25 protein-coding genes and 5 tRNA genes are annotated in these 23,096 nt (G+C 43.2%); 9 read left to right on the forward strand and 21 right to left on the reverse strand.

The genetic code is table 11. From position 1 onward, the window contains the following. Nucleotides 1–41: 41 nt before the first annotated feature. From tig to E4K68_RS14810, 3 genes are all read right to left on the reverse strand, one after another. On the reverse strand, nucleotides 42–1,325 hold the full coding sequence (tig, locus tag E4K68_RS14800) for a trigger factor (RefSeq protein ID WP_135379707.1): 1,284 nt from the start codon (nucleotides 1,323–1,325) through the stop codon (nucleotides 42–44). 255 nt (nucleotides 1,326–1,580) lie between these two features. Then, nucleotides 1,581–2,831, reverse strand: coding sequence for a polysaccharide deacetylase family protein (locus E4K68_RS14805; protein WP_135379708.1), 1,251 nt, complete (start codon nucleotides 2,829–2,831; stop codon nucleotides 1,581–1,583). Nucleotides 2,832–3,116: 285 nt separating this feature from the next. After that, on the reverse strand, nucleotides 3,117–4,268 hold the full coding sequence (locus tag E4K68_RS14810; RefSeq protein ID WP_135379709.1) for a glycosyltransferase: 1,152 nt from the start codon (nucleotides 4,266–4,268) through the stop codon (nucleotides 3,117–3,119). Nucleotides 4,269–4,485: 217 nt separating this feature from the next. On the opposite strand from E4K68_RS14810, the gene E4K68_RS14815 reads away from it, so the two are divergent. The 6 genes from E4K68_RS14815 to E4K68_RS14845 all read left to right on the forward strand — a co-directional run bounded on the left by E4K68_RS14815 (nucleotide 4,486) and on the right by E4K68_RS14845 (nucleotide 8,555). After that, nucleotides 4,486–5,175, forward strand: coding sequence for a DUF421 domain-containing protein (locus E4K68_RS14815; RefSeq protein WP_135379710.1), 690 nt, complete (start codon nucleotides 4,486–4,488; stop codon nucleotides 5,173–5,175). A gap of 7 nt (nucleotides 5,176–5,182) precedes the next feature. Beyond that, nucleotides 5,183–5,563 (forward strand): DUF4363 family protein, encoded by a 381-nt coding sequence (locus E4K68_RS14820; RefSeq protein WP_135379711.1) that lies wholly within the window; start codon nucleotides 5,183–5,185, stop codon nucleotides 5,561–5,563. A 326-nt stretch (nucleotides 5,564–5,889) separates the two neighbouring features. Next, nucleotides 5,890–6,237 (forward strand): hypothetical protein, encoded by a 348-nt coding sequence (locus E4K68_RS14825; protein ID WP_135379712.1) that lies wholly within the window; start codon nucleotides 5,890–5,892, stop codon nucleotides 6,235–6,237. A gap of 501 nt (nucleotides 6,238–6,738) precedes the next feature. After that, nucleotides 6,739–7,143, forward strand: coding sequence for a hypothetical protein (locus tag E4K68_RS14830; protein ID WP_135379713.1), 405 nt, complete (start codon nucleotides 6,739–6,741; stop codon nucleotides 7,141–7,143). A gap of 708 nt (nucleotides 7,144–7,851) precedes the next feature. Then, on the forward strand, nucleotides 7,852–8,244 hold the full coding sequence (locus E4K68_RS14840; RefSeq protein WP_135379714.1) for a hypothetical protein: 393 nt from the start codon (nucleotides 7,852–7,854) through the stop codon (nucleotides 8,242–8,244). 68 nt (nucleotides 8,245–8,312) lie between these two features. Next, nucleotides 8,313–8,555: a hypothetical protein gene (locus E4K68_RS14845; RefSeq protein WP_135379715.1), complete on the forward strand. Its 243-nt coding sequence runs from the start codon at nucleotides 8,313–8,315 to the stop codon at nucleotides 8,553–8,555. Nucleotides 8,556–8,664: 109 nt separating this feature from the next. Here the strand turns inward: E4K68_RS14845 and E4K68_RS14850 are convergent, their stop codons facing one another. The 4 genes from E4K68_RS14850 to E4K68_RS14865 form a co-directional block, all read right to left on the reverse strand. Then, nucleotides 8,665–9,216, reverse strand: coding sequence for a tetratricopeptide repeat protein (locus E4K68_RS14850; protein WP_135379716.1), 552 nt, complete (start codon nucleotides 9,214–9,216; stop codon nucleotides 8,665–8,667). 359 nt (nucleotides 9,217–9,575) lie between these two features. Next, a tRNA-Leu gene (locus E4K68_RS14855) sits at nucleotides 9,576–9,658 on the reverse strand. A gap of 81 nt (nucleotides 9,659–9,739) precedes the next feature. After that, nucleotides 9,740–9,814 (reverse strand) — tRNA-Gln (locus E4K68_RS14860). A gap of 119 nt (nucleotides 9,815–9,933) precedes the next feature. After that, entirely contained in the window at nucleotides 9,934–10,230 is a 297-nt protein-coding gene (locus E4K68_RS14865; protein WP_135379717.1) for a hypothetical protein, read from the reverse strand. A 217-nt stretch (nucleotides 10,231–10,447) separates the two neighbouring features. Here E4K68_RS14865 and E4K68_RS14870 point away from each other — a divergent pair, with 217 nt between their 5' ends. Beyond that, nucleotides 10,448–11,428, forward strand: coding sequence for a polysaccharide deacetylase family protein (locus tag E4K68_RS14870; RefSeq protein ID WP_158291433.1), 981 nt, complete (start codon nucleotides 10,448–10,450; stop codon nucleotides 11,426–11,428). Nucleotides 11,429–11,553: 125 nt separating this feature from the next. On the opposite strand, the gene E4K68_RS14875 is transcribed toward E4K68_RS14870, so the two are convergent. From E4K68_RS14875 to E4K68_RS14905, 7 genes are all read right to left on the reverse strand, one after another. Beyond that, complete coding sequence (locus E4K68_RS14875; RefSeq protein WP_243450385.1) at nucleotides 11,554–12,261, reverse strand: VTT domain-containing protein; 708 nt, start codon at nucleotides 12,259–12,261, stop codon at nucleotides 11,554–11,556. 214 nt (nucleotides 12,262–12,475) lie between these two features. Beyond that, nucleotides 12,476–12,551, reverse strand: a tRNA-His gene (locus E4K68_RS14880). A gap of 15 nt (nucleotides 12,552–12,566) precedes the next feature. Next, nucleotides 12,567–12,643: transfer RNA gene (locus E4K68_RS14885), tRNA-Arg, on the reverse strand. A gap of 60 nt (nucleotides 12,644–12,703) precedes the next feature. Continuing rightward, a tRNA-Pro gene (locus tag E4K68_RS14890) sits at nucleotides 12,704–12,781 on the reverse strand. Nucleotides 12,782–12,863: 82 nt separating this feature from the next. Beyond that, nucleotides 12,864–13,475 (reverse strand): XTP/dITP diphosphatase, encoded by a 612-nt coding sequence (locus E4K68_RS14895; protein ID WP_135379719.1) that lies wholly within the window; start codon nucleotides 13,473–13,475, stop codon nucleotides 12,864–12,866. After that, complete coding sequence (gene rph / locus E4K68_RS14900; protein WP_135379720.1) at nucleotides 13,472–14,197, reverse strand: ribonuclease PH; 726 nt, start codon at nucleotides 14,195–14,197, stop codon at nucleotides 13,472–13,474. The genes E4K68_RS14895 and rph overlap by 4 nt, the downstream gene beginning before the upstream one ends. A 99-nt stretch (nucleotides 14,198–14,296) precedes the next feature. Further along, nucleotides 14,297–15,223 (reverse strand): alanine-tRNA synthetase second additional domain-containing protein, encoded by a 927-nt coding sequence (locus E4K68_RS14905; RefSeq protein ID WP_135379771.1) that lies wholly within the window; start codon nucleotides 15,221–15,223, stop codon nucleotides 14,297–14,299. A gap of 202 nt (nucleotides 15,224–15,425) precedes the next feature. On the opposite strand from E4K68_RS14905, the gene E4K68_RS20435 reads away from it, so the two are divergent. Further along, nucleotides 15,426–15,569, forward strand: coding sequence for a hypothetical protein (locus E4K68_RS20435; protein WP_158291434.1), 144 nt, complete (start codon nucleotides 15,426–15,428; stop codon nucleotides 15,567–15,569). Between the two features lie 75 nt (nucleotides 15,570–15,644). Here E4K68_RS20435 and E4K68_RS14910 read toward each other — a convergent pair whose 3' ends face one another. The 7 genes from E4K68_RS14910 to E4K68_RS14940 all read right to left on the reverse strand — a co-directional run bounded on the left by E4K68_RS14910 (nucleotide 15,645) and on the right by E4K68_RS14940 (nucleotide 21,373). After that, nucleotides 15,645–16,337, reverse strand: coding sequence for a heparan-alpha-glucosaminide N-acetyltransferase (locus E4K68_RS14910; RefSeq protein ID WP_135379772.1), 693 nt, complete (start codon nucleotides 16,335–16,337; stop codon nucleotides 15,645–15,647). Nucleotides 16,338–16,408: 71 nt separating this feature from the next. Then, nucleotides 16,409–17,056 carry an O-methyltransferase gene (locus E4K68_RS14915; RefSeq protein ID WP_135379721.1) on the reverse strand — a complete coding sequence of 216 codons (648 nt, stop codon included), beginning with the start codon at nucleotides 17,054–17,056 and terminating at the stop codon, nucleotides 16,409–16,411. Nucleotides 17,057–17,258: 202 nt separating this feature from the next. Further along, nucleotides 17,259–18,452 carry an HD domain-containing phosphohydrolase gene (locus E4K68_RS14920; RefSeq protein WP_135379773.1) on the reverse strand — a complete coding sequence of 398 codons (1,194 nt, stop codon included), beginning with the start codon at nucleotides 18,450–18,452 and terminating at the stop codon, nucleotides 17,259–17,261. 63 nt (nucleotides 18,453–18,515) lie between these two features. Next, entirely contained in the window at nucleotides 18,516–19,763 is a 1,248-nt protein-coding gene (locus E4K68_RS14925; protein WP_135379722.1) for a globin-coupled sensor protein, read from the reverse strand. 43 nt (nucleotides 19,764–19,806) lie between these two features. After that, nucleotides 19,807–20,199, reverse strand: a complete 393-nt coding sequence (locus tag E4K68_RS14930) for a nitrite reductase (protein ID WP_135379723.1) — start codon at nucleotides 20,197–20,199, stop codon at nucleotides 19,807–19,809. A 38-nt stretch (nucleotides 20,200–20,237) separates the two neighbouring features. Continuing rightward, complete coding sequence (locus E4K68_RS14935) at nucleotides 20,238–20,993, reverse strand: nitrite reductase (RefSeq protein ID WP_135379724.1); 756 nt, start codon at nucleotides 20,991–20,993, stop codon at nucleotides 20,238–20,240. A gap of 164 nt (nucleotides 20,994–21,157) precedes the next feature. Beyond that, complete coding sequence (locus E4K68_RS14940; RefSeq protein ID WP_135379725.1) at nucleotides 21,158–21,373, reverse strand: hypothetical protein; 216 nt, start codon at nucleotides 21,371–21,373, stop codon at nucleotides 21,158–21,160. 325 nt (nucleotides 21,374–21,698) lie between these two features. On the opposite strand from E4K68_RS14940, the gene E4K68_RS14945 reads away from it, so the two are divergent. Beyond that, nucleotides 21,699–23,081 carry a methyl-accepting chemotaxis protein gene (locus E4K68_RS14945; protein WP_135379726.1) on the forward strand — a complete coding sequence of 461 codons (1,383 nt, stop codon included), beginning with the start codon at nucleotides 21,699–21,701 and terminating at the stop codon, nucleotides 23,079–23,081. The last annotated feature ends 15 nt before the right edge of the window (nucleotides 23,082–23,096 follow it).

A 23,096-nucleotide genomic window follows, 5' to 3' on the forward strand; every position in this document is an offset into this window, starting at 1 on the left:
CTCTCACCTCTATACCTCAGAATCTCCCTCAGGCCGTTGTCTTATGCGTTTTGCTCTACTAAAAAGTTGACCGTTTTATCACTGGTCAAGCTTTGTATATAGAACCCAAGCTCTCCACGAGCCATGAGGGCCTGTTTGAGCGTTTTTGCATCTTGCTTATAACGCTCACTAAGTTTTTGGATCTCTTCGTTTACTTCGTCTTCCGTGACCTCAATTCCTTCTGCTTTTCCAATTGCTTCTAAAACTAATTCTGTTTTGACGCTTTCCGCAGCTTGAGGCCGTAGACGTTCTAACATAACTTGCTCATTCGAGTTAGTAAACTGGTAATACTGTTCAAGGGTCATTCCTTGCTGAGTGAGATTACGGTTTAAGTCCTCTACCATTAATTTGACACGTTCAGTGAACATGACCTCGGGAATTTCGACGCTGGCATTGTCTACTACTTTAGTGATAACCGCTTTAAGGTGATCTGCTTTAACCTGTGATTCAACGGTCTTCATTAATTTATTCCGCAAGTCGGTTTTCAATTCATCGAGAGTTTCAAATTCACTGACATCTTTCGCAAATTCATCGTCTAGTGGCGACAATTCTTTGCGTTGGATTTTTTTAATGCTCGTTTTGAAGACAGCCGCTTTCCCTGCAAGCTCTGTACTATGATATTCATCTGGGAAGGTAACGTTGACATCAAGATCTTGTCCGACTTCAGCTCCGATTAAACCTTCTTCAAATCCAGGAATGAAGGTGCCTGAACCGATAACTAATTCATAACTTTCCGCTTTGCCACCTATGAAAGCGACTCCATCAGTAAATCCTTCGAAGTCGATGGTGACAGTATCATCGTTCTCAACCTTGCCGACTTCAAGCGTCACAAGGCGAGCGTGTTGTTGTTGCTTGCTTTTCAGCTCTTCCAGAACTTGCTCTTCCGAGACGCTTGCTGCGTCTTGTTCAATCTGAAGTCCTTTATAATCTCCCAATTCGACCTCAGGTTTAACTATGACTTTCGCTTTGAAAATAAGGTTTTTGCCTTCTTCGATTTGAACCAGATCCACTTCAGGACGATCTACTGGCTCAATTCCGCTTTCAACAACCGCTTCCGAATAAGCGGGTCCGATCAAATGATCCAACGCTTCATCATAAAGCGCTTCCTTGCCTAGATGAAGTTCAACCATACGGCGTGGCGCTTTACCTTTTCGAAACCCTGGAACATTTACTTTCTTAGCCAAGCTCTTTGCTGCTTGGTTCACCGCTACAACAAATTTTTCTGCTTCAACAGTTACTTCCAAAGCAACAACATTTTTTTCAACCTTTTCAACTGAGACTGACATATATTCTCCCCCTTAAAACGCTATTTACTCTATGTGCAAGGCAGCTGTGGGATACTTGGATAGTCTTACCGATTTTTTCAGACTACAAACCCCGCTTAAGCCAAATACATCTTAAGAAAATCCATGTCTATTCGACAAAAAAATCCTTAAATTTGCCTAAAGGGGGAACATTTCGTTCCCCCTCTTTTAGCCAACGTATCATTGACAACCTTCCAGGGTATCATCCATTAAATTTACTCACCAATTATAACAGACTTATTCACCGTAATCAAATAGTACTAACTTATCTCGACTAATCCATACCAACATCGGTTTATCCCCTAGGCGTTCATTTTTGCGCTCTTTTCCTAAAGGATGATAAATCCGCATAATCATTTTCTGCAGCCAAGCGATCCCCGAGCTCTTCCAGGTAACTGGTAAATCCTGAACGCTAAATCCAAAGCCTTTGACACCACGATGAAATAACGTTTGTGCTACAAAAACCTTAATGTCGTCATAAGTCGAGTTATCCGCCACATAGCGCGCCAGACCTGGTAGTGATTCACGTACTTGGCGCAAGGCTTTAAGCGCTATTTTCTGCGTATCCCGGCCCTTTGCTTGCAGTCGTATATTGTCAAAATGAATTTCTGCGACAAAATCCCCTTTTTCAGCCCATAGCTTACCATCCTCAGCATATATGTCGGGGCCCTCATAGATGTTTTTCTCTAAACGAAAAATATTTGTCGCATCAATTCGCTCAACGTGATGCCTCCTCGCGTAGTAATGTTCCCACTTTTCCCAGACGCGAAACATCAGTCTCTTCCTTATCTTCCAATCCGGAAAATTCAACGGAACCAGGGGAAGCTTAAGTTCCTTAACAATCCGTTCACATAACTTATCCAAGGCCACAATGGAATTCTCCCGAGCATCGAGGTCCCCGCCGCTGTCATGCAGGACGATGATCGTTCCCTCATTAGTTACCTTTAGAATTCTCTCTATGATCTCCTTCGGAGTACGCCGTGCGTCCCAATCATGCCCCTCGGCATTCCATAACACAGCTTTCATCTTGTTCCGTTTCAGCCACCACCACGTCATAAGATTAAAAGTTCCCCAGGGTGGACGCATCCACCTTATTTTGTTACCGGTGAGATGCTCGAGAATACGCACACTTTCCGTCCATTCTCTTAAAGTTTTCCAGGGAGAACTGAACCAAGCATATTGATGATGAAGCGAGTGTACTCCAATGAAATGCCCTTCATCTTGTATCCGCTGGATCAGATCCGGATAGTTTACTGCTTTTTCAGCCACCACAAAGAACGTGGCACAAACTTGATGCCTCTTCAAAATCTCAAGAACTCGTGGGGTAAATGCAGGATCAGGCCCATCATCGAAGGTTAGGGCTACACCCGGACCGAATTGACGTTTCCAGCTCCCAATTCCCAAGCGATGTAATAGCAAATCGGGAATAATGGTATATAAAGCCACGCCTCCTAGAATGCAAGAAAACAGCACATAGTTCCAGTTCATACTTCCCCTTCCCGTCTTCAAATATTTTCTTATATAGTCAAGCACTATTGCAAAGCGAGCACATTAGCGGAATTTGCGTCAACGAACGTAGACGATAAAGCGTGAAGCACGCCAATGGTTAACATTCAGAAATACCCAAAGGTTTTGGCACGATAGTCTCCAGTGGAGAGTATCGCCACGAGGCCAATCTTTCAAATTAAGCTGAAGGCCAAGTGGATCGTAGCTTTATAGTCAAGTGAGTAGCAAATGTAGCGTGTGCGAACGTGCAATAGTGCTTGACTTCCCTTACCCGATCCTTTGTGTGTTTCGACGCTTTTCGAGAAGCTGCAAGATACCCTCAACGGCTTGCTCAGCCGCCTGGCCCGGAACCGCTTTCGCAGCTGCCCGGCGCATACGCCCCAGTTGTTTCGGATTTTTCAACAGAGCGAAAATAATTTCTTCCAATTCTTCTTCACTTTTCGCAACTCGTCCTGCCCCAATACTTTCAAGATAGATTGCATTTTCCTCCTCCTGTCCAGGAATCGGTCTAAAAATAATCAAGGGGACCCGTTTTGTCAACGCTTCTGAAACCGTTAATCCCCCAGATTTCGTAATAATCATATCGGCAACGCTCATTAATTCTTCAACATTTTTTACATATCCAAAACGAACAAGAGGATTTTTACCTTCTTCAACCAACGGATCGAGAGATTTATAGAGTTTCTCATCTTGTCCACAAACAACGATACTTTGCACAGGGTAATCCGTATCCGTCAGAATTTTGCAGACCGATTTCGCCCCACCCAGGACGCCATAGGCCCCCCCCATGACCAGAACTGTCCGACGATCAATCTCCAGATTCAGCTTCTTCAATAGTTCTTGCCGATTCAACTTCCGTTCGAACTTAAGACTTACAGGAATTCCCGTGATCAGAATTGAGCTAGGATTAATCCCTCGAGCCACTAACCCTTCGTAGACACTTTTACACCCAACAATATAAAGATCAACCCCTGGATGAATCCATTGACTATGAACAGCATAGTCCGTCACAACTGTTACTAAAGGGACATTCAGAACACCTTTTAGCTTCTGTTGCGCCAGAACCCCTGCAACGGTTGGATAGGTACAAATCACGAGATCAGGTTCTAATGCCTGAGTTAATTTCACGAATTCGCGTCGCCCCAAACCATTCAGAAATCGTTGAAATGCAGAATCCGGGGGAATCTTCGACGTGCGGTAGTAAAACTTGCCCCACAGTCGCGGCGTATGCTTAATAAGTTCAATATAGGTATTTTTAATGACAGAGTTAAACGTCTTACTGAGAAACGCCCCAAAATCCAAATGCGTAATTTTAACATTCGGTTCCTTGACACGCAGCGCTTCCATAACAGCCTCTGCTGCTCGTACATGCCCTGCACCAAAGGTCGCCGAAAAAATTAGCACACTTAATTGTCGCACTAACGAACCCTCCCCATATAAAGTTCTTCCTTCGAAGATTTGCAATCTGTTTATCGACTATTATAACGTCAAATGGCTAATTAACCAAATTATGGCGAACAAGTATGAACTCTACGACGTTAAGGACTACGACGTGGTTTGTGGGATAACTCCCATTTGTTTGGGGCAAGATAACCTTCACGGAAAAAACTTAAGAATATAAAAAAGGAGAACGAAAATGATCATCGTTGTGATCAGGACCCTCATTCTTTACACGCTAGTTATCGTTGCCCTTCGAATGATGGGAAAAAGAGAAATTGGTCAATTGCAGCCTTTTGAGCTGGTTGTAATAATCATGATTTCCGAACTTGCTGCCATACCCAGTGAGAATGTCGGCATTCCACTCCTAAGCGGTATTATACCCATCCTGGTTCTCCTTCTCACAAATCTAACATTGGCTTGGATTTCTCTAAAAAGTGAGACCGCGAGGACAATTATCTGCGGAACCCCCAGTATCCTTATTGAACGAGGGAAAATCCTTGAAGAGGAATTGAGGAAGAACCGCTATAACCTCACTGATCTCCTCGAGGAACTTCGCATCAAAAATGTTCCTAACATTTCCGACGTCGAGTTTGCTGTTCTGGAAACCAACGGACAACTAAGTGTCTTTCCAAAATCACAGAAAAGGCCCACCATACCCGAAGATTTCCACATCACAACCAAGTACGAAGGGCTTCCTCTGACGATTATTATGGATGGTAAACTTAATAATAAGAACCTACAGGAAAGTGACAAAAACCTACCTTGGCTTAAAAACGAACTTGAAAAACTAGGGATTCATCAATTTGAGGATGTCTTCTTAGCCAGCCTTGATTCCAGTGGGACACTCTTCGCACAAGCCAAGCAACAGCGAAAAAAAGTGAGGTGAAACCCATTTGCGCACCATCCCGACCATTGTTACCATTATTATTTTATTATTAGGTGGTTCTTTGGCTTCATACCAGTACATTCAGTCGACATCCCAGACTTTGGCGTTACAGATCGAGACAGTCGAACAATCTATCTCCACCCATAAATGGGAAAACGCGCAAAAACAACTGAACATTGCCCAACCACGTTGGGACAAAACCAAAACCTTGTGGACTGTTCTGCTAGACCATCAAGAGATCGATGACATCGAAGTGAGCATGAAAAAGTTGGAGAAATACATTCAAGCCCAAGACGTTGCACTCTCCCTCGGAGAAGCTTCGGCCTTGAAACTTCTCATTGATCATATCTCTGATACAGAGAAGTTAACTCTGAGAAATATTTTTTAGTTAATCAAAGGTTTATATTTGAAAGGGCAGTCTCTAAGAAGGACTGCCCTTTCGATATCTATACTGAAACTTAGATCATTGATCAAAGTTGACCAATGAAAAGAGACATAGAGCAAGTTATTATACAAGACTAGATACTCAGAAGCGATGTGCGATGCTGGATAAACAGACTAAGATAAGCATTTACGAATAAGTATTCAACGATTTAAAGATTTTATTTAGTCTCTGATCATCAGGCATGGTATCTTATCCGGATCTGTTTGACATCTAACCCCAAAATGTATAGAATTCACTAATGTCAAAAGAATGATATTTGAGGTGATTTCGTGAAACTTTTTTCAATATTAGGTGGTAAAAAAACTAGTCAGGCTAATGTTAATACTACTGCTTACACTAAGGAATTCACATACCTTCCATCATACCACTGGGTACAATCAACCGAATACACTCCCTCAACCACAGAGGAAACACTCGCTAAAGCTAAATACCTTATCCACAATACAAAAGATACCCAGGTATACGAGGCTTATAAGGCTATCTTAATAAAAGATGGTTGGACAATTACCAAAGAAACAGCAGTTATTAATTTCTCAGCGAAAAAAGATACACATATAGCACATATTTCATTTTCAATTTCAGACAAAGATGTATTACTAACCGTTCAGTCAAAGTAAAAAGATCCGTTAACCCTCAGGAAGGGCTTCGACTTAAATCGAAGCCCTTCCTTCTCAATTTTGGTCTTTATCGTTCATGTGTACCCCATGGTTAAACATTAAAAATAAAATTAATAATACTACATAGCCCAATATAAAGTAGATCATTAAATCACTTCCTTATTGGGTTATACGTTTTAAGCATTTTCTTTTAGTGGGGCTGGAAAATTTTATTTAAAGCGAGTAGATCGGAATTGCAAATTTGATACTAGTACCCACCTTCCCCGATATTCCATAGGCTCAGTATATGCTTTCTATTTTCCCCATTTGTCCAAATGGCACGATTTTCCAGATTAATACTTACATAATCGGTGTAACGCTGGCAAGAATGTACGATAAGTTTCTGGCAGTCTAAGGTACAAGCACCAAGGCAGGTTCCTTTTTTGGTAAATGAATCTGTTTGACATCTCCTCTTTAAATGTATAATATTTTGTTTATAAATTAATTTTTGAGGTGATTTTTTTGAAAAAATTCTTTTATATTTTCATGATATTGATTTTATCTGTATCATTAGTCGCGTGTAGTGCTAAAAACCCCAATTTGTCTAATAATGGTAATGCTAATACTCCAGCTGATAGTAAGTATACTAAGGAATTCACATATCTTCCATCATATAACGGAGCTCAATCAACTGAATTTACCCCTGCAACCACAAAGGAGCCACTTGCTAAAGCGAGATACATTATCAAAAATACAACAGATGTTAAGGCATACGAGGATTATGAAGATATCTTAAAAAAAGAAGGTTGGACCATTACCAAAGAAGAAAGAGTTATTAATTTCTCAGTGAAAAAAGATACGCACACAGCGAATATCTCACTTCAAATATCTGGTAACGACGTAATACTAACTGTTCAGTCAAAGTAAAAGATCCATTAACCCTCGAGAAGGGCTTCGATTTAAAACCGAGGCCCTCTTTTCCGCTTTTTGGGTCTTTATCGTTATCACCTCTCAGTTTTCAGGCTTAGATTCCCGGGCACTAAAAAAACCGCCTATCGACGGTAAAAGGAATGCTAGGACTTTATGCAGGGAAAAAGGAATTCTATCCAATTTGTATTACCTGAAATATGGATACCTTCAATTACCAGATCGTAGACCCTTGACCACAACTATTAGTCTTGCTAAAATAATACTCGTCAATACTACATACCGACGTAGCTCAATTGGTAGAGCAACTGATTTGTAATCAGTAGGTTGTAGGTTCGAGTCGCATCGCTGGCTCCAGTTAACACAATCAGAAGTGGCTGTGTTATTTCCGATTTGGAATTAAGCCATTGCCGATTATTGTTCCACTTCGTGGTGTAGATAAAATTACTACATATCCCCTAGTTGTGACGACTAGGGGGTTTATCCTCGCTATAATCTTTATCGTTCATGTGTACTGCGTGGTTAAACATTAGAATCAGAATTAACAATACTACATAACCGCCTAACATAAAGTAGATCATTAAATCACTTCCTTATTAGGCTATACGTTTAGTGACTTCGTTTTAGTAATGATGGAAAATTTTAATAATAACTTCCAAATGCATTGAAATTTTTTTATTTTGAAAAACTATTGTCGAGGTGTTTAATATGAAAAAGTTAGTAATTTATATTTTAGCTATCTTATTCTTATTGAGCTTAACTGCATGCAATGCGAAGGTTCCGAATGATGTCCAAACCAATGTAACATATTCAAAAGAATTTTCATATCTTCCGGCTTACGGCAACATGAAATTACAAAATATTACTCAACCCGACGAAAATGGAATAAGTTCTGCTAGATACCTTATAAAGAATACAACTACAGATATAGTTTTAAATCAGTATGCAGATATTTTGAAGAAGGATGGTTGGGCTGAAAACTGGTCTTATACAAAAGATAAAAAGCCGTATAGCATGGTTGCTCAAAAAGACAATCATGTGACCACATTATTACCCCGGCAAACCGATAACGATGTAGTATTAATTATCAGTTCTAAGTAAGGTATTAGATAGTGCCTAGATACAAATCTAGGCACTATCTTCGTTTATTGAGTCTTTAGCAATGGGTTATGGTAGATGCTGTTGTGCTCCCCCTGTTGTCGGCAGTAAGCGTAGCAATTATCGCAGTTGCAATTCTGATTCTAATCGCCTTGGGCGTGATTTTCATCACAATTGGTTATAAAGAATTTTTGGCCTTGAAGGAAACCGTTATGTTGTATGTTAAGTGCATCGATCCAGTTAGATTTACTAATGTCTTTAAATGTAATCTCAATTACTGGGAGAAGTTCCATATTGAGATCATTAATGAGTAATGTTGTTACAAAAGTTAAATGTGGGGGTTATTTATTTGTAAAAAAATCCCCTCACTAAGAGGGGGAGTAGGAGTTTATTTTAAAGAATTATGTCCGCAGCTCGCATGTATTACTTAATTTGTTTCTGCAAATTCTTTAAGTCTTCTACTAATTTATCATTAGTAGCTAACACTTTTAGACCTTGGGCAATAGTGGCTTTAGCTCCCGCTGTATCTCCTAAATCTTTTTGACAGAGGGCTAAGTTGAGCCATCCATAATTATAAGTTGGTTCAACCAGGGTTGCTTTTTCATAGAAAGGCAACGCGTCTTTTGATTTTTTCAATCCTCGGAAGTAAACATTTCCGATATTATTATATGCTATCCCGTCTTTAGGGTTGATTTTAATAGCGTTATTGTAATAGCCGATTGCTTTTGTGTAATCCTTATAGGCATAAGCCGATATACCAGCATTCATCTGGGCTTTGGCATCATTGGGATTAGCCTTAGCCAAGCTTTCCAACTTACCAATGTCTTGATATTGGCTTGGATCGAGTACTTGGTTAGCACTGGTAGTTGAAGTCGTATTTGGCTTGATTACTTTGGGTTGAGTAGTCGTACCACACCCGACTAAAACTAAAAATAGTCCGAGAATACTTATAGCAAGAGTAATATTTTTCTTCATTTAAAGCAACCTTTCAACTATTCTTTAATTCTAGTATGTACTTTAAACACTACAACTATTATTAATTATACTAAAAAGAGAGTAGAATTCAAACGCAAACCATCCGACCCAACAGTTTAAGACAAGCTTCCAATAACGATAGCCCTCTCTCCTAGACCGTTACCGCAAACCCCAGGGTTATATCCCCCATGGCCTGGATCTAGCACAGTTGTAGTCCCAAAATATTTGATGTCGTTACTGGAGGATTACAGAAAAAGTTCCAGAAAATGAAAAGAACCATGCAATGCATAGCTAGTTAAGAACATTTTGTCCATCATTCGCTGTAACGAATAATGGACAAAATGGTTAATAGTCATAATTGGTGCGGGAAACAGGACTTGAACCTGCACGGTTACCCGCTGGAACCTAAATCCAGTGCGTCTGCCAGTTCCGCCATTCCCGCATGTGCAATTGTTGCGACAAAAAGTATGATACCATATTCTCTGCCATTTGACAAGTCATCCGTAATTTTTTTATAAACTAATGGCTGGGGTGGCTGGATTCGAACCAACGAATGCCAGAGTCAAAGTCTAGTGCCTTACCGCTTGGCGACACCCCAATGCCGCCGTAGGCCATTGCCTGTATATGCGACCTAATTAGTATAACCGTTTATCGTGTAAATATTATCGAATTAATATTTTTTAAAACTAAAAGTTTAGAGATTCTTTTTTGCATTTCTTAACCCATGCTCTGCATCAGCCAAAAATATTCAAAAATCAAAACAAGCATATTAATTCCGATCAGACACCATAAATTGGCTAACCAACCCTTTGGATAGTTCCAGTAATAAAATAAGAGATTAAAAATCACGAGAAACGCTGAGCAGATGATCCACCGCAAATAAAGTCCAGAGTCCTGAGTGAAGAGGTGAACAAACCACAAAACAGGTAAAAATATAAAGACGCTCATAAAGGTAATCATGGTATATCCGATCAATCGGCGCAAATCGTTAGCATCTGGCTTGGCTTTGCTCACCGTATCTCACCCTCATCTCCCAATAGAATCTTTACCAGAAGTATACCATGGTTTCTCTTTTCAAGATAAGTTATATAACCTCAGTAAATGAACTAATTACTTTCAGGAGATTTTTCAGAGAAAATTACCTCCCGTTATCGACATATTCAAACCATCAGTATTTACTTTTTCCATGGTCGTGGTAGAGTATAGAACGTGGAAGGAAGTGGTCTTGATCGTGAGAATCATAATCAAAGATTTTGTGTTAAAACGAGGGGCACCCTTAAAAGGAAGAGTTCTATTCTTTTCTATAGCAGGACTAATATTACTTCCTTTACTTGTTACTTTGATTCAACTTGTTCTGCCTCTTAATTACACCCAACAAATTGTCGTCCTGACCTATCACCGTGTCAGTGATAAAATGAATAATCCCTGGGATACGCATGTAAGCGTTACTCCACAACAATTTCGCGAACACCTCACATTTTTAGAACAACACGGTTTTCACGTTCTTCCACTCGATGAAGCCATGGCAACGTTACAAAATCCCCAGAAAGCAATTCCCCCTAATTCTGTTGTCCTGACGTTTGACGACGGGGACCGCACTTATGCTGAAAACGCCTTACCTATCTTGAGGGATTTTCAGTATCCAAGTACAGAATTCATCATCGGCAAGGCTTCCTTATCCTCTAAAGGCGACTACCTTTCATGGCCTGAAATCAGTGCTCTCGCTAAAGACCCGCTCGCCACGTTCCATTCTCATACGTTTGATGCGCATTCGAGTATGCAAGCACAAGGTAAAACCTACTTCGCCACAGATCCCTTATTTCTATCCACGGAAAATCGGATGGAATCCGAGTCTGACTACAGCCATCGAATTCTAAATGATTTTAAACAAGAGCAAGGCCTTTTCGAAAAGCATTTAGGTCGAAGGGACGACACCATTGCCCTCCCTTATGGTCATGCTGCACCGTCTTTTATTTCGCTTGCCAAAACAAACGGTTATTCTTATATAATGACTCAAGATCGATCCCGCGCCAATCCGCGCAAAGTTGATCCGACTCACATCTACCGCCTTGATGTAGGAAATAGAATTACAGATACCAGTAGGCTCACGCTACTCCTAAAAGGACTGACTTCGTCCGGCCCGCTACACGATCTATATTGGTTACGAGTTAAATATAGCCAAATGCTATTTGAGCGTTCACCCCAATTTTAGATAAGAATCCAAAACTCCTATTCAAGAATAAATCCTTCCCACTCCATTCTCAGAGAGAACGATTGAGAAGGATTTTACTTTAACAACTGTTGTGTGAGTATTGTATTCTTGATTCTTATTGGTACTTATTGAACTCCAGGTACTCGTCGTTTATTTAGAACGTATCCCGTGCCCCAGAAAGCTATTAGAGCTACTATACCTAAAACAAGCCATATCCAAGTCTCTCGAGAAACACCTAAAAATACGAGAGCAGTTCCGACATAGTAAGGAATCATCGAGAGTGCGGCAGTCCAAAGATATGTCCAGAGTTTCATCGACGGCATTGCTGCAGCTATGTAATTTACGACAACCGCTGGAATGGGTAGTAGGCGGGCCACCAATAACCCCAGGGACCCTTTTCCTTTAACCCAATTATCCACTATATTGAACCGCTTTAGTGAGATGAGTTTTTGCATTAACCTTTGCCCGAAAACACGTACAATTACGAAGATCGCCAGGGCACTGATGGTCGAACCCAGCCACGAGAACAAGACACCTTGATAAACACCATAGATTTTAAGATACATTACCACAAGTCCTTCAGAGGGCACTGGAGTCATACACAGAGCCGCCATTAAGAGGATCGCAAAAACAATCCCCCACAGCCCCCATGCTTGGATCATAACGGAAAGTTCATTACGTCGATCGAAATATAAAAACGCCGCAATCAATATCACGATGGCAACGAAGATCGCGCCAGTCCATCCATACCTTCCTATCGTCCGTTTATCTTCAGCCATTTGACTCATCTGATATGTTCCCCCCTTTTCATCAAACATCATCATTTCACTCATACTGTATAGTCTCCCAACTAACCTTTGTACTATTCGCCTAATTCGCCATTTGTTAACAAACCCCTTCTAATCGTGAAGAATACCGTATATCAGAACATCCTCCTCATTTCACGTTTCCAGAGAAATGAGGAGGATGTTTTTGACAAAGACTCTATGAAACTTTAGGAAAAAACAAAAGGCACCGAGATAAGCTCTCAGTGCCATGTTTACGTTATGGGGTGGGTGATGGGGCTTGAACCCACGAATGCCGGAGCCACAACCCGGTGCGTTAACCACTTCGCCACACCCACCATGGGATTAATTTTTGGTGCGCCTGGAGAGATTCGAACCCCCGACAACCTGCTTAGAAGGCAGATGCTCTATCCAACTGAGCTACAGGCGCAGTTCAAGGATTACGTTCGTCAACCAGGTTACCATTTTAACCGAAGAAACTTGGGAATTATGGTCGGGGCAGAGGGATTCGAACCCCCGGCCTCCTGCTCCCAAGGCAGGCGCGCTAGCCAAGCTGCGCTATGCCCCGATTGGTGACTTGATTAGTATAGCTCATCTTTATCGATTCGTCAAGAACAAACTTCAAAAAACTTTTAACGGTTAATTTCACCCTATGTGTCTAACGTTTGACTCTCTTTAAGAGCTTGCAGAATCGGGATCGCTTTGCGAAAAGCCTGTGCTCTGTGGCTTAATTTATTCTTTTGGGCCACGTTCAATTCTGCCATGGTCCGAGCAAAGTCCTGAACGAAAAAGAGCGGATCATAGCCGAAGCCATCGAGTCCACGACGTTGCCTTAAGATAAGTCCCTCCACTGTGCCCTCTGTAAGATATTCTTTCCCATCAGGCGTTGCAATAACCAAAGCACAACGAAAACGCGCCGTCCTTTTGTCGTCAGGGATTGATTCTAGTTGATGCAGTAGTTTGTCATTATTGCGTTCATCGTCCTTAGGCTCACCAGCATAACGCGCCGAATAGACACCAGGAGCACCATTTAAGGCATCCACTACCAAGCCAGAATCATCGGCAAGGGCAATTAACCCTGTTTTCTGAACAGCCGCCCTGGCCTTAAGTGCAGCATTGTCCGCAAACGTTTCCCCGTTCTCCTCAACGTCTTCCCAGTTCGAAATATCCAGTAAGGAAAGAACTTCAATGTTCTCATCTGCGAGAAGTTCTTGAAGCTCCCGAATTTTCCCCCGATTCTGAGTCGCCAGTATTATCTTCATGCAGTTGTTTCCACCGCTGACTTTTGGACTTCCATTAGAGAGCGAATCCCTTTTTCGGCAAATTGCAAAAATGCATCTAAATCTGCGCGGTCAAAGGGTGTATCTTCCGCTGTGCCTTGGATTTCCACGAACTTTCCAGCGCCAGTCATAACGACGTTCATGTCCACGTCCGCTTGTGAATCTTCCGCATACTCTAAATCCAGAATTACATGACCCTGGACCTTCCCAACGGAGATAGCCGCTAAAGAATCCAGAATTGGGTTTGTTCTAATGAGTTTCTTCTCTAGTAAATACTGAACAGCATCGACAAGGGCAACGTAAGCCCCAGTAATCGCAGCGGTGCGAGTTCCACCATCTGCTTGAAGAACATCGCAATCCAACCAAATTGTGCGCTCACCGAGCTTCTTTAAATCAACCACAGAACGCAGTGCACGACCAATTAAGCGTTGAATCTCCATCGTGCGACCGGTAAGTTTTCCTTTACTCGCCTCACGTTGCGTCCGGGTCTGCGTCGCACGTGGAATCATAGCATACTCCGCCGTAACCCATCCCTTGCCTGAGCCTTTCTGAAAGTGTGGGACTTTTTCCTCTACACTGGCTGTACACAAGACCCGAGTATCCCCAATTTCGATGAGTACCGAACCCTCAGGTATGTTTGTAAACTGCCGTGAAATTTTTACAGTACGTAATTCATCATAAGCCCGACCGCGAGAACGTTGCATATTGATAACCTAACCTTTCTTTACTCAAGTCATTTTAAGTGATTTTAGTTTACCAGAATAGAAAGAGAAACGCCAATCGTTTCCAGGTATGAGGTGCTGCTAAATATTCTGATTTCTGCCACCGAATAAATCGATAGAACGAGTGGGCATTGTTTCCTCGCCCACAATGCCAGCAATGGTATAGAGTTGCGCAATGGGGTCGAACCGAAATTCCTTAAGCAAATGAAACCCTTTTATCTCGCTAGTTCGCCGAATATGAATACGGGGACCTGTGCAAGGATAAACCATTTGTCCGACTCGAATGTGCCCGTCGTCAGCAAAGCATATCGGTAGATCCGCTTTAATTAAATCCAGGACACGCTGTTCTACTAATTCCAAATCAACGTCCGGTTTTTCCGGCAGTTCTAAGACAAAACCATGTTTAATGTCACTGTGCACCTCTGGTTTTTCCAAGCCCATCTCTTCAAGGATCATTGAGGTAATATCCTCGGCACTATGAGCCATACGTCGATATTTGATCGAATCAAACACAATATCCGCAATACTTTGCGGCTCCGGTCCGAACACCGTCGGACGGGTGACAATCACTTCCTCTCCCACTCCAATCAAGACTTCCGCATTAACCCCAAGCTGCGAATAGACAAGGTCAAAATGCTCAACGACCACACGATGTCCACTCGTTACAGCCTTTCGGATAGCTTCGGCAATCTTCCAAGGTTGGGTAAACGCAGATTCGAAACGAACATCCAAATGATAAGTATGACAACGGAAATGCCCACGATCCGCATCCTCCATCAGAGGCAACGGCCGGATATTGATACCATCATCATCATTGGTCAGTTCAAGTCCCGGAAACATCCCTCGAATGAGCAACGACTTTCCAGCCCCAGCGTCTCCCACAAACCCAATCAGCTTATCCTCAGGGCTTAAATAACGTTGCTGAATATTCATTCCTAAAAAAAGAAGGCGTTTCTTACCTCGTGGAGCAAAGTAAACTGCCTGCATCAAATGCTCATGAACAAACATGGCCAAAATCAATACCTCCCCCTAAATCTTAGTGCACGCAAAGCGCATCCGCGTTAACAAACGCAAACAGCACTACCTGACCCACGTAATACTCAGTTCGTCTTCCCACAGGACACTTCACCCCGTCATTTCCAACCCCCGTCGACCCTAGGTCCAGAGAAAGTTTCTTTACTCAGCGAGCACGGAGAGCGGAATTGCGTCAATGAGTGCAGGTGCTAAAGCGTTAAGAACGCAACGGGACTTGTCCATGGATGGACTGATGCCGCGGTGCCAAGGATGGCAAGGAGCGGCGCACTTGCAGAAAGCCCAGAGGTTTTGCGTTTTAGGTTTAGCACCAAGCGAATAGCAATGTAGCGTGTGTGAACGGGTAAAGAAACTTTCTCCCTCGATGCAGCGTGTGCGAACGGGCAGAGACACTTCCTCACCGCTTAACGATGAAAATGATAAGCAAAATCATGGGTTGATGAACTAAATAAATACCCAATGAGTTTCGGCTGAGCCACCGAATTAGCCGGGAATTTAACTGAAACGAAATCAAAGGTTCCGTCCCCCTGGCATAAAAACGTCGAAATGCAAGAATCCCCAAAATAGTCACAGCCAGATACGGGAAAAGTGGATAATAATCAATAGAACTGAACCCGTCATACATTAGCCCTAAAGGAAGTAAGAGACTCGTTTTCAGCAATTGTGCTTTAAACCAAAATCCGAGCACTGCCGAACAAGCCACTAGGCCCCAAAGTATCCACGAAGACAAAGCCAATAAGAACGGTGACAAAATCATCGTGACTCCTAAAAAGTGAAGAATCCCAAAACGCACATAGTCGTCTTTCATAACAAGGTAGGTCACAACCGTGATGCCCATTCCACAGACTAGTACTTTAACCCCCCGCTTTATAGGAAATCTGCTGAAACCACAAGAAAGCCCAGAAATAAAGATAAAGATCAAGGCGGAGGCTTTTCCGATCGAAAACCAAAGTGGAGCCTGATAGTCAATATTGAGACCGACAAACTCCTTTAGGTCATAGACAAGGTGAAACAGAACCATGAGAACGATCGCTATGGCCCTTAGAACATCAATTTCACCGTGACGTTTATGATCAATTTGTCTGTTCATACTTTTTGTCATTTCTATAGTTATCCAACCCTCTCTTTCAACTAGAATCACTTAACTGCTTCTTGGTCAAGCTATAACTTGCACTTCCGACTTATCGACACCCCATCACCAAACGGCAATACCGTGGTGGAAAAGTCCGGATTCTCGCAAAGTTCCTGCAGAAATTGACGCAGCCCTCCCACCATTCGGTCATACTTGGGCGCGAACGTGCTTTCCGGTACCACCCACCCTCGAAAAAGCACATTATCCACCACAAGTAGTCCCTCTGGCGCAATTAAGGGATAAATTAGGTTCAAGTAATCCAAGTATTCCCCTTTAGCTGCGTCGATGAAAACAAAATCAAACTTAGAATCCAACGTTGGCAGGATTTTTCGGGCATCTCCTTCTAAGGCCGTAATTCCATTCTGCAACCCTGCTCGTTCAAAATAGATAAGTGCCCGTCTACGTCGGTCTTTGTTCATATCAATCGTCGTTACATGCCCCCCAGTCTTTTCTGTGGCACGTGCCAACCAGATCGTAGAGTATCCGATCGCTGTCCCAATCTCTAAAACAGCCTGGGCCTTAGACATATGTACGAGCAAATTGAGGAAATTCCCAACCGTCGGCGTCACCACGGGAATAGTTTCCTTAAGGGCTTGTTCTTCCATTTCACGAAGCAATGGATCTCGTTTGCCCAATAATGTTTCAAGATAGCGTTCCATTTCGAATGGGTAAAACAAAGTCATCTTCCCTTCTTCTTTGATCAGATTCCAAATTCGGCCATTTTCTTACTACCACTTTACCACAAATGGTTTTAGGACGCATGTGTGACACAAAAAGGCCGTAACAAAACTTATTGTTTAAGTTAGTTACAGCGCTTTAGATGAAAATTCTGTTTAAGCTAAGGACTATTCACTACTTCACAGATGAAGTAATCCTCCACTACGATAATACGCGTTTTGCCAGATCTACTAAATGAGCATCGACCATTGTTCCCGCCCCGCGCTCAATTAGGCCCAGAGCCTCGCCTGGGCTCATAGCTTTACGATAGGGGCGATCTTCCGTCAATGCCGCATAAATATCTGCAATCGCCATTAAACGAGCACCCTTATCAATCTCCTTGTCCCGCAGGGCAAAGGGATACCCTCTACCATCTAAACGCTCATGATGATGGGCAGCCCATTCCACCATTCGTGTAGGAAAACCAGCTTCGGTCAATAGGCGATGCGTATAATACGTATGCGTGCGAATAATTTCGATCTCAGCAGGGTCAAGGGACCCCGGTTTATCTAGGATCTTCTTTGGAATTGCAAGCTTACCTAAGTCGTGAAGTAACCCTGCCACATAGATTTCATGCAAACGATCAGTCTCCCAGCCAAGCCCCTCAGCCAAACGTTTTACAGTTTCGGCCACCGATCGTGAGTGGCGAGCCGTAAACTTACTCTTCTGGTCGATCAGATCGGCAAACGTTGCCGCTAAGTCGTCAGTAAATCCAATTTCTAATTCGCGCGTCGCTGGAAGTTGCCACTGTCCACACAAGAGTCCCAAGGAAATCTGGAGTAAATCCGGTTGTTCGATATCCAGCCAAAACGCCTCTTTTTGAGCAACACGTTCAAACGCTGCAGATACTTCGGGATAAAACAATGTTCCGGTTTCCGTTGCGACCCAATCTAAAATCTCATCTCGTTCCCGATGGCTCGCTAATCTCCGCTTCAGCCGAAGGTCAATCTGATCCGCCAAAGACAAAATACGAGCCATCAACGGGACTTCTTCGGATGCCACGCCCAAAGCACTATGTTTTGGATCAGGGGTTTCATGATGATACTTGATCGCGGGGGCAAGAATTGTTCCCGACGGAAATCGCTCGACAGTTGTCGCTCCAACTAGACAATGTTTTTCCAAGATACGAGAGCTCCCATTATACACTTGGAAGCAACCGAGAGCGCCGATATCATGTAGTAGCCCGGCAACCGCAAGATGAACTAATTCTTCCTTACTGAATTCTAAGCTCCGGCCCAGACGCATGGCGATATAAGCCACTCGCTCTCCGTGCCGATTTCCTAAGGCAAACTGTAAACCTCTTTCGATTTCTTCATCCACTAAACCAAGATCAAGCGCACGAGAGAAGCTCCACATCCTGCGGATATAAAAGGCATCTTCAGATAATCTACGCTCTTTCAATCAACGCTACTCCTTCCTCTAGTCCCGTAGACCCATTTGAGCCAAAATAGTTGCCGAGTTAGCCACATCCTCAGAGGCTGCTCCAATTTGACCAGCGGTTAGCGCTAAAGCGTCAATTTGCTGGGCAATTCCCTGAACTTGTTGAATGCTCGCATTAATCGCAGACATGATTTCTCCAAAGCGATTCACCACTTCCCCCGCCTCTGCTGCTGCGCCCTGCATGGCACTGGTCGTTTCAGCAATAGAGTGGTTCACAGCCACCGTATTTTGTTTGGTGATCATGATCAAGGCGCTAATCTCTTTAACCGACTGCTCAGAATGGTTAGCAAGCTTCTTCACTTCCTCAGCGACCACTCCGAAACCTCGACCACTATCCCCTGCACGTGCCGCTTCAATGGCTGCATTCAAAGCCAAGAGGTTCGTTTGGGAGGCAATTTCCTTGATCACATCCGTCACAGAGGCAATGCGCGCGGAGCTTTTATCCAGCTCGGTCATTTTTCCTTGCATCTCAGAGGTCATACTCGCCAGACGCAAAATTGTTTCCGAGATCATTTGAATTTTCCGAGCGCCTTCTTGCGCCAAAGCATCCACCTGGCGGGAGAACTGGGCTGCCTCGGAAGCATTATTCGAAATTTGCCCTGTTGCCTCATTCATCTCTGCCGCGGAGGCCGCAGTTTCTTCTGAGCTTGCTGCCAACGCTTGACTGGCTTCGCTAACACTGCGTTGCAAGTTATCAATTTCGTTTAAAGCCTTCTCTAATTCAGCCTTCTTATCGATTTCAGTCATGTAGGACTGAATATAGCTGGCCATGACAATTTGTTGGTCGAGACTCAATAGTCTCTGAAAGGCTAAACTAGCACGAACCGCCTGATCCGTCTTCTTACGATAGTGTTTAAAAATGCGCGGAATAATTTCGTCACAAAAGATCTGATTGGCACTTAGATAGTAAAAGGGAGGTAAATTAATTCGCTTATGTACTTCTCCAATCGTCACACGCCACCGCATAAATTCTTCATCAATTCTATCAGGAAAGAGAGAGAGCAAGTATTTTTTTTGAGTAATTTTTAATGTTTCCACCTTAGAAAATCGATCAATAATTGCTTTAAGTCCAGGAAAAGATGTCACATGGGCATAAAAGTTCTGGATAATTTCGTCCAGATCCCGCTCAATAACCGGTCGAATCTCTTTCAGAAGAGCCAATTGTTCTGCATCCATCCGCAGCAAACGAACGGATTCGTCTAAATCAAACTGGTGTAGGTGAATCAACTGAGTTCATCCTCTCTTAGCCCATAATATGTCTTAAAACTCTCTAGTTCCCTGCGAGCTTTTTATCCTTATCCGTAACATAGTCTTTACCTTCGATTAATATTCCCAAAGCAGTAAGGACCACATTGACCGTACAGTAGGCATCGTGCTCATCAGTTGCACAATCATCACAAATACTTTGGACCTCAACAAAGGCTTCTTGAAGTTCCATGGTTTTATACCGTTCAGGAATTAAAGGCACGCTCCGAAACATATCCAGAATATCCTCTGGGATTTTATCGGTAAACTTTTCCCCTGTCTGCGCGGATAAACTAAGAAATTCCTTCGCCATGAATAATTGACACAGTGCCGAACATTTGCACCCCTGTGCGCAGGATTTATCCATTTTTGAAAAGGCCTTATAGGCACTAAGTTTACTAAATCCTTGAGTCCCCACATCGTTTCCCCCTTTTAATTTCAGCCTGTGATGCCTATCTACTTGACTGGGGCACCGAGAACCTCATCAATTCCTTGCACAAACCTTTCAAGCCCCATCTTCTCTAAGACATGATAAAGCCGAGCCTTTTGACCAAGTTCCTCCCCAAATTCCTCTACACATGTCGTGTAAATTTCCAAAATCCGTTTCACTACAGGAATAACCTGCTTTCGAGGGATTCCTTTGCGCACTAATGTTCCATGCTTCGGATTCATTCCCGACTCTGTGCCACCGATCCAAAGCGAATATTTTCCGCGTGGCTCTGCCATAAGCCCCAGATCATGGCACTGCACACCTGTGCAATTACGTGGACAGCCAGAAATCCCGATTTTAAAATCCCAGGGGAGAATTGTAGCATAAAAGGCTTCATCAAGCACCTTAGCGAGTTCTAACGTATCTCCACGGGAGTTGGGGGAAAATCCCTTGCCCGGACATGCCGCGATATTCCGAACACTTTTATGCAAATTTGCAACGCGGAGACCCGCCCCTTGGAGCTGTTGCAAAGCACTAGCAACCTTTTCTTTCGGAATTAGGAGCAGCGAGGTCATGCGGCGGGTATTCTTGATGACCCCATCCTCCCCAACAATCTCGGCCAAAACGCGCACCTGCTTGCCAGTCAAGATCCCGCCGGGAGAATTCACGATAATGGCCACAATTCCATTGGCTTGTTCAGCGACAGCCCACTGGATTCCACTTTCACATTCTACCGATTCACCGGTCCACTGAAAGTTATCATCGCGTCGGAGTTCAGTCATGAAGCTTCTCCTCTCAATCACTATTTAAAATAATTCTATTTTTATAGTTCTATACGGGTCACGCAAATCCTGCTCAATTAAATCCGAAATAAATTTATTTTGTCATAAAACGACAAAGAGAGCCTTGGCATCAGGCTCTCTTTCAAAACTCACATATAGTTCTTTTACCCAGCACGTCGCCGAGCTATTGGATGAACAATTGCACTGGGAAGAAAGTCATGTTTCGTCATTAATGGTTCAACCGACCCATCCGACAGAACTTCGTAGATCTTAACCTCGCCGCCTCCCTTTGTCCATTCGTGGCAACATTCTCTACAATAATACCGTTCACGGCCAATTCGACCAACTTCACGCGCTCCACATAAAGGGCAATAATCCATGTCCAACCAACTCCTAATAAGGATTCCCAGGATTTTCTCTATTATATCGTAAAAGTCTTAACTGTTCCTTAAGAAATTGTGAAGCTTTTGTGTCCATTTCCCTTCTTAAAGAATTAGTGAATTGAACAAGCATGAACTATCAATTAAACTATAAAATTTATCTATATTGTCAGATAACTAAATTAATTCGTGATAGAAGAACAACAAAAGAAGGATTTTAGCTAATATAGGGAGAAAATGTCCATAACAGTCTTTAGTTTTCAAAACTCTAAGAATTAGAAACTTAAATCCAAATCGGAGTTTAAGATAGGGGTGGCGTATTTAGGTGTTTAAGTTAAGAAAACAGTCCCCAACAAACGGTTCGCAGGTGATCATAGACAGAGACGAGCTAGACACGTTTATGGAATGTCTGAGCCATTGCGACCTCAGCAAACCAATGGAGTTGAATCTTTCTCCCTCCAGCCCCCTTTGCGACATCGTCAAAGGTTTGAATGAGATCATCGAGGCTCGACAGAACGTCATCACTAGTTGCATGCTAGATATTAACGGAGCAGTGGGTCAAATGACCGGAATGACCTCCATCCGCGAAATGCTGCAGCGCATACAGGAACAAACACCGCAAATCGCCAATATGTCCGCGCAGGCCCAAGAGATGGGCGCAGCTGCCAATCAAACTGCCTCCTCCGCCACCAATGCAGCATCTTTTGTCGATCAATCTCTGAGTACGGCCGCCTCCGGTGTGGAAAAAATTCAGCAAGCCGTTGACTTTGTTGAACGTTCCTTCACTCAATTCGAGCAAGTGAGTCACCAGGTACAAGATGTCTTAAATTCCATGGGCGAAATAGAGCAGATTGTCAGTGTCATTGCAGGGGTTGCAGATCAAACCAACCTTTTGGCCCTCAATGCAGCCATCGAAGCTGCTCGAGCCGGGGATCAGGGGCGGGGATTCGCGGTCGTTGCCGACGAAGTACGCAAACTAGCTGAACACACCACGACCTCCGTCACCGATATTAGGCAAAGGATTGGAGGTTTAAGTCAAAATTCCAATCGCACTGCAAAGGATATCCTCTCCCTTTCCAACATGATGCTGGAAGGAAAAACTGTGATGCAGGGAGCTGGACAAGAGGTTGAACAAATCCTTCACCATGTCGTGACGATTTCGGAAGATATCCAGCAAATTGCTGCCGGAAGCGAAGAGCAAAGTGCTGCTATCCAAGAATTTGCTCAAATCATCAGTTTGATAAGTGATTCAGCACAAACTACAGAACGTGTCACACAGCATACTGGCGAAGGAATTTACGGTATTAGCCAAAAGCTCGGAGAAATCCGAACTCGGCAAATCCGAAATACACCGACCATCACGCCTCACCAAGCTCTAGAACTTTCCAAGACAGATCACCTTCTCTGGACCTGGCGTATCTATAATATGCTTTTAGGCTACGAACAGGTCGATTCAAAATCCGTTGGTAACCACCATGATTGTCGTCTAGGACGATGGGCTGATGGCTCCGAGGCCACCGCGTTACGTGCAAATCCTACCTTTATGAAACTTGAGTCTCCACACGAACGCGTACACGATTTAGCACGACAAGCTGCCCAAGCCTACAATCAAGGGAAGATCAATGAAGCCGAAGACCTCTTGTCCCAAATGTCTCAAGCTTCCCAAGAGGTCATTGAAATCCTCAATGAATTACAACATCTCGTTTAATCCTCCAACGTCTTA

Origin of the sequence: Desulfosporosinus sp. Sb-LF, assembly GCF_004766055.1 — a bacterium.
Lineage (GTDB): Bacteria > Bacillota > Desulfitobacteriia > Desulfitobacteriales > Desulfitobacteriaceae > Desulfosporosinus.

What these genes read in the sequence shown, in the direction of transcription:
- tig (WP_135379707.1), bottom strand. Translation starts at nt 1,325, where the DNA reads ATGTCAGTCTCAGTTGAAAAGGTTGAAAAAAATGTTGTTGCTTTGGAA.
- E4K68_RS14805 (WP_135379708.1), bottom strand. Translation starts at nt 2,831, where the DNA reads ATGAACTGGAACTATGTGCTGTTTTCTTGCATTCTAGGAGGCGTGGCT.
- E4K68_RS14815 (WP_135379710.1), top strand. Translation starts at nt 4,486, where the DNA reads ATGATCATCGTTGTGATCAGGACCCTCATTCTTTACACGCTAGTTATC.
- E4K68_RS14840 (WP_135379714.1), top strand. Translation starts at nt 7,852, where the DNA reads ATGAAAAAGTTAGTAATTTATATTTTAGCTATCTTATTCTTATTGAGC.
- E4K68_RS14845 (WP_135379715.1), top strand. Translation starts at nt 8,313, where the DNA reads ATGGTAGATGCTGTTGTGCTCCCCCTGTTGTCGGCAGTAAGCGTAGCA.
- E4K68_RS14850 (WP_135379716.1), bottom strand. Translation starts at nt 9,216, where the DNA reads ATGAAGAAAAATATTACTCTTGCTATAAGTATTCTCGGACTATTTTTA.
- E4K68_RS14875 (WP_243450385.1), bottom strand. Translation starts at nt 12,261, where the DNA reads ATGAGTGAAATGATGATGTTTGATGAAAAGGGGGGAACATATCAGATG.
- E4K68_RS14895 (WP_135379719.1), bottom strand. Translation starts at nt 13,475, where the DNA reads ATGAAGATAATACTGGCGACTCAGAATCGGGGGAAAATTCGGGAGCTT.
- rph (WP_135379720.1), bottom strand. Translation starts at nt 14,197, where the DNA reads ATGCAACGTTCTCGCGGTCGGGCTTATGATGAATTACGTACTGTAAAA.
- E4K68_RS14905 (WP_135379771.1), bottom strand. Translation starts at nt 15,223, where the DNA reads ATGTTTGTTCATGAGCATTTGATGCAGGCAGTTTACTTTGCTCCACGA.
- E4K68_RS20435 (WP_158291434.1), top strand. Translation starts at nt 15,426, where the DNA reads ATGAGTGCAGGTGCTAAAGCGTTAAGAACGCAACGGGACTTGTCCATG.
- E4K68_RS14910 (WP_135379772.1), bottom strand. Translation starts at nt 16,337, where the DNA reads ATGAACAGACAAATTGATCATAAACGTCACGGTGAAATTGATGTTCTA.
- E4K68_RS14920 (WP_135379773.1), bottom strand. Translation starts at nt 18,452, where the DNA reads ATGTGGAGCTTCTCTCGTGCGCTTGATCTTGGTTTAGTGGATGAAGAA.
- E4K68_RS14935 (WP_135379724.1), bottom strand. Translation starts at nt 20,993, where the DNA reads ATGACTGAACTCCGACGCGATGATAACTTTCAGTGGACCGGTGAATCG.
- E4K68_RS14940 (WP_135379725.1), bottom strand. Translation starts at nt 21,373, where the DNA reads ATGGATTATTGCCCTTTATGTGGAGCGCGTGAAGTTGGTCGAATTGGC.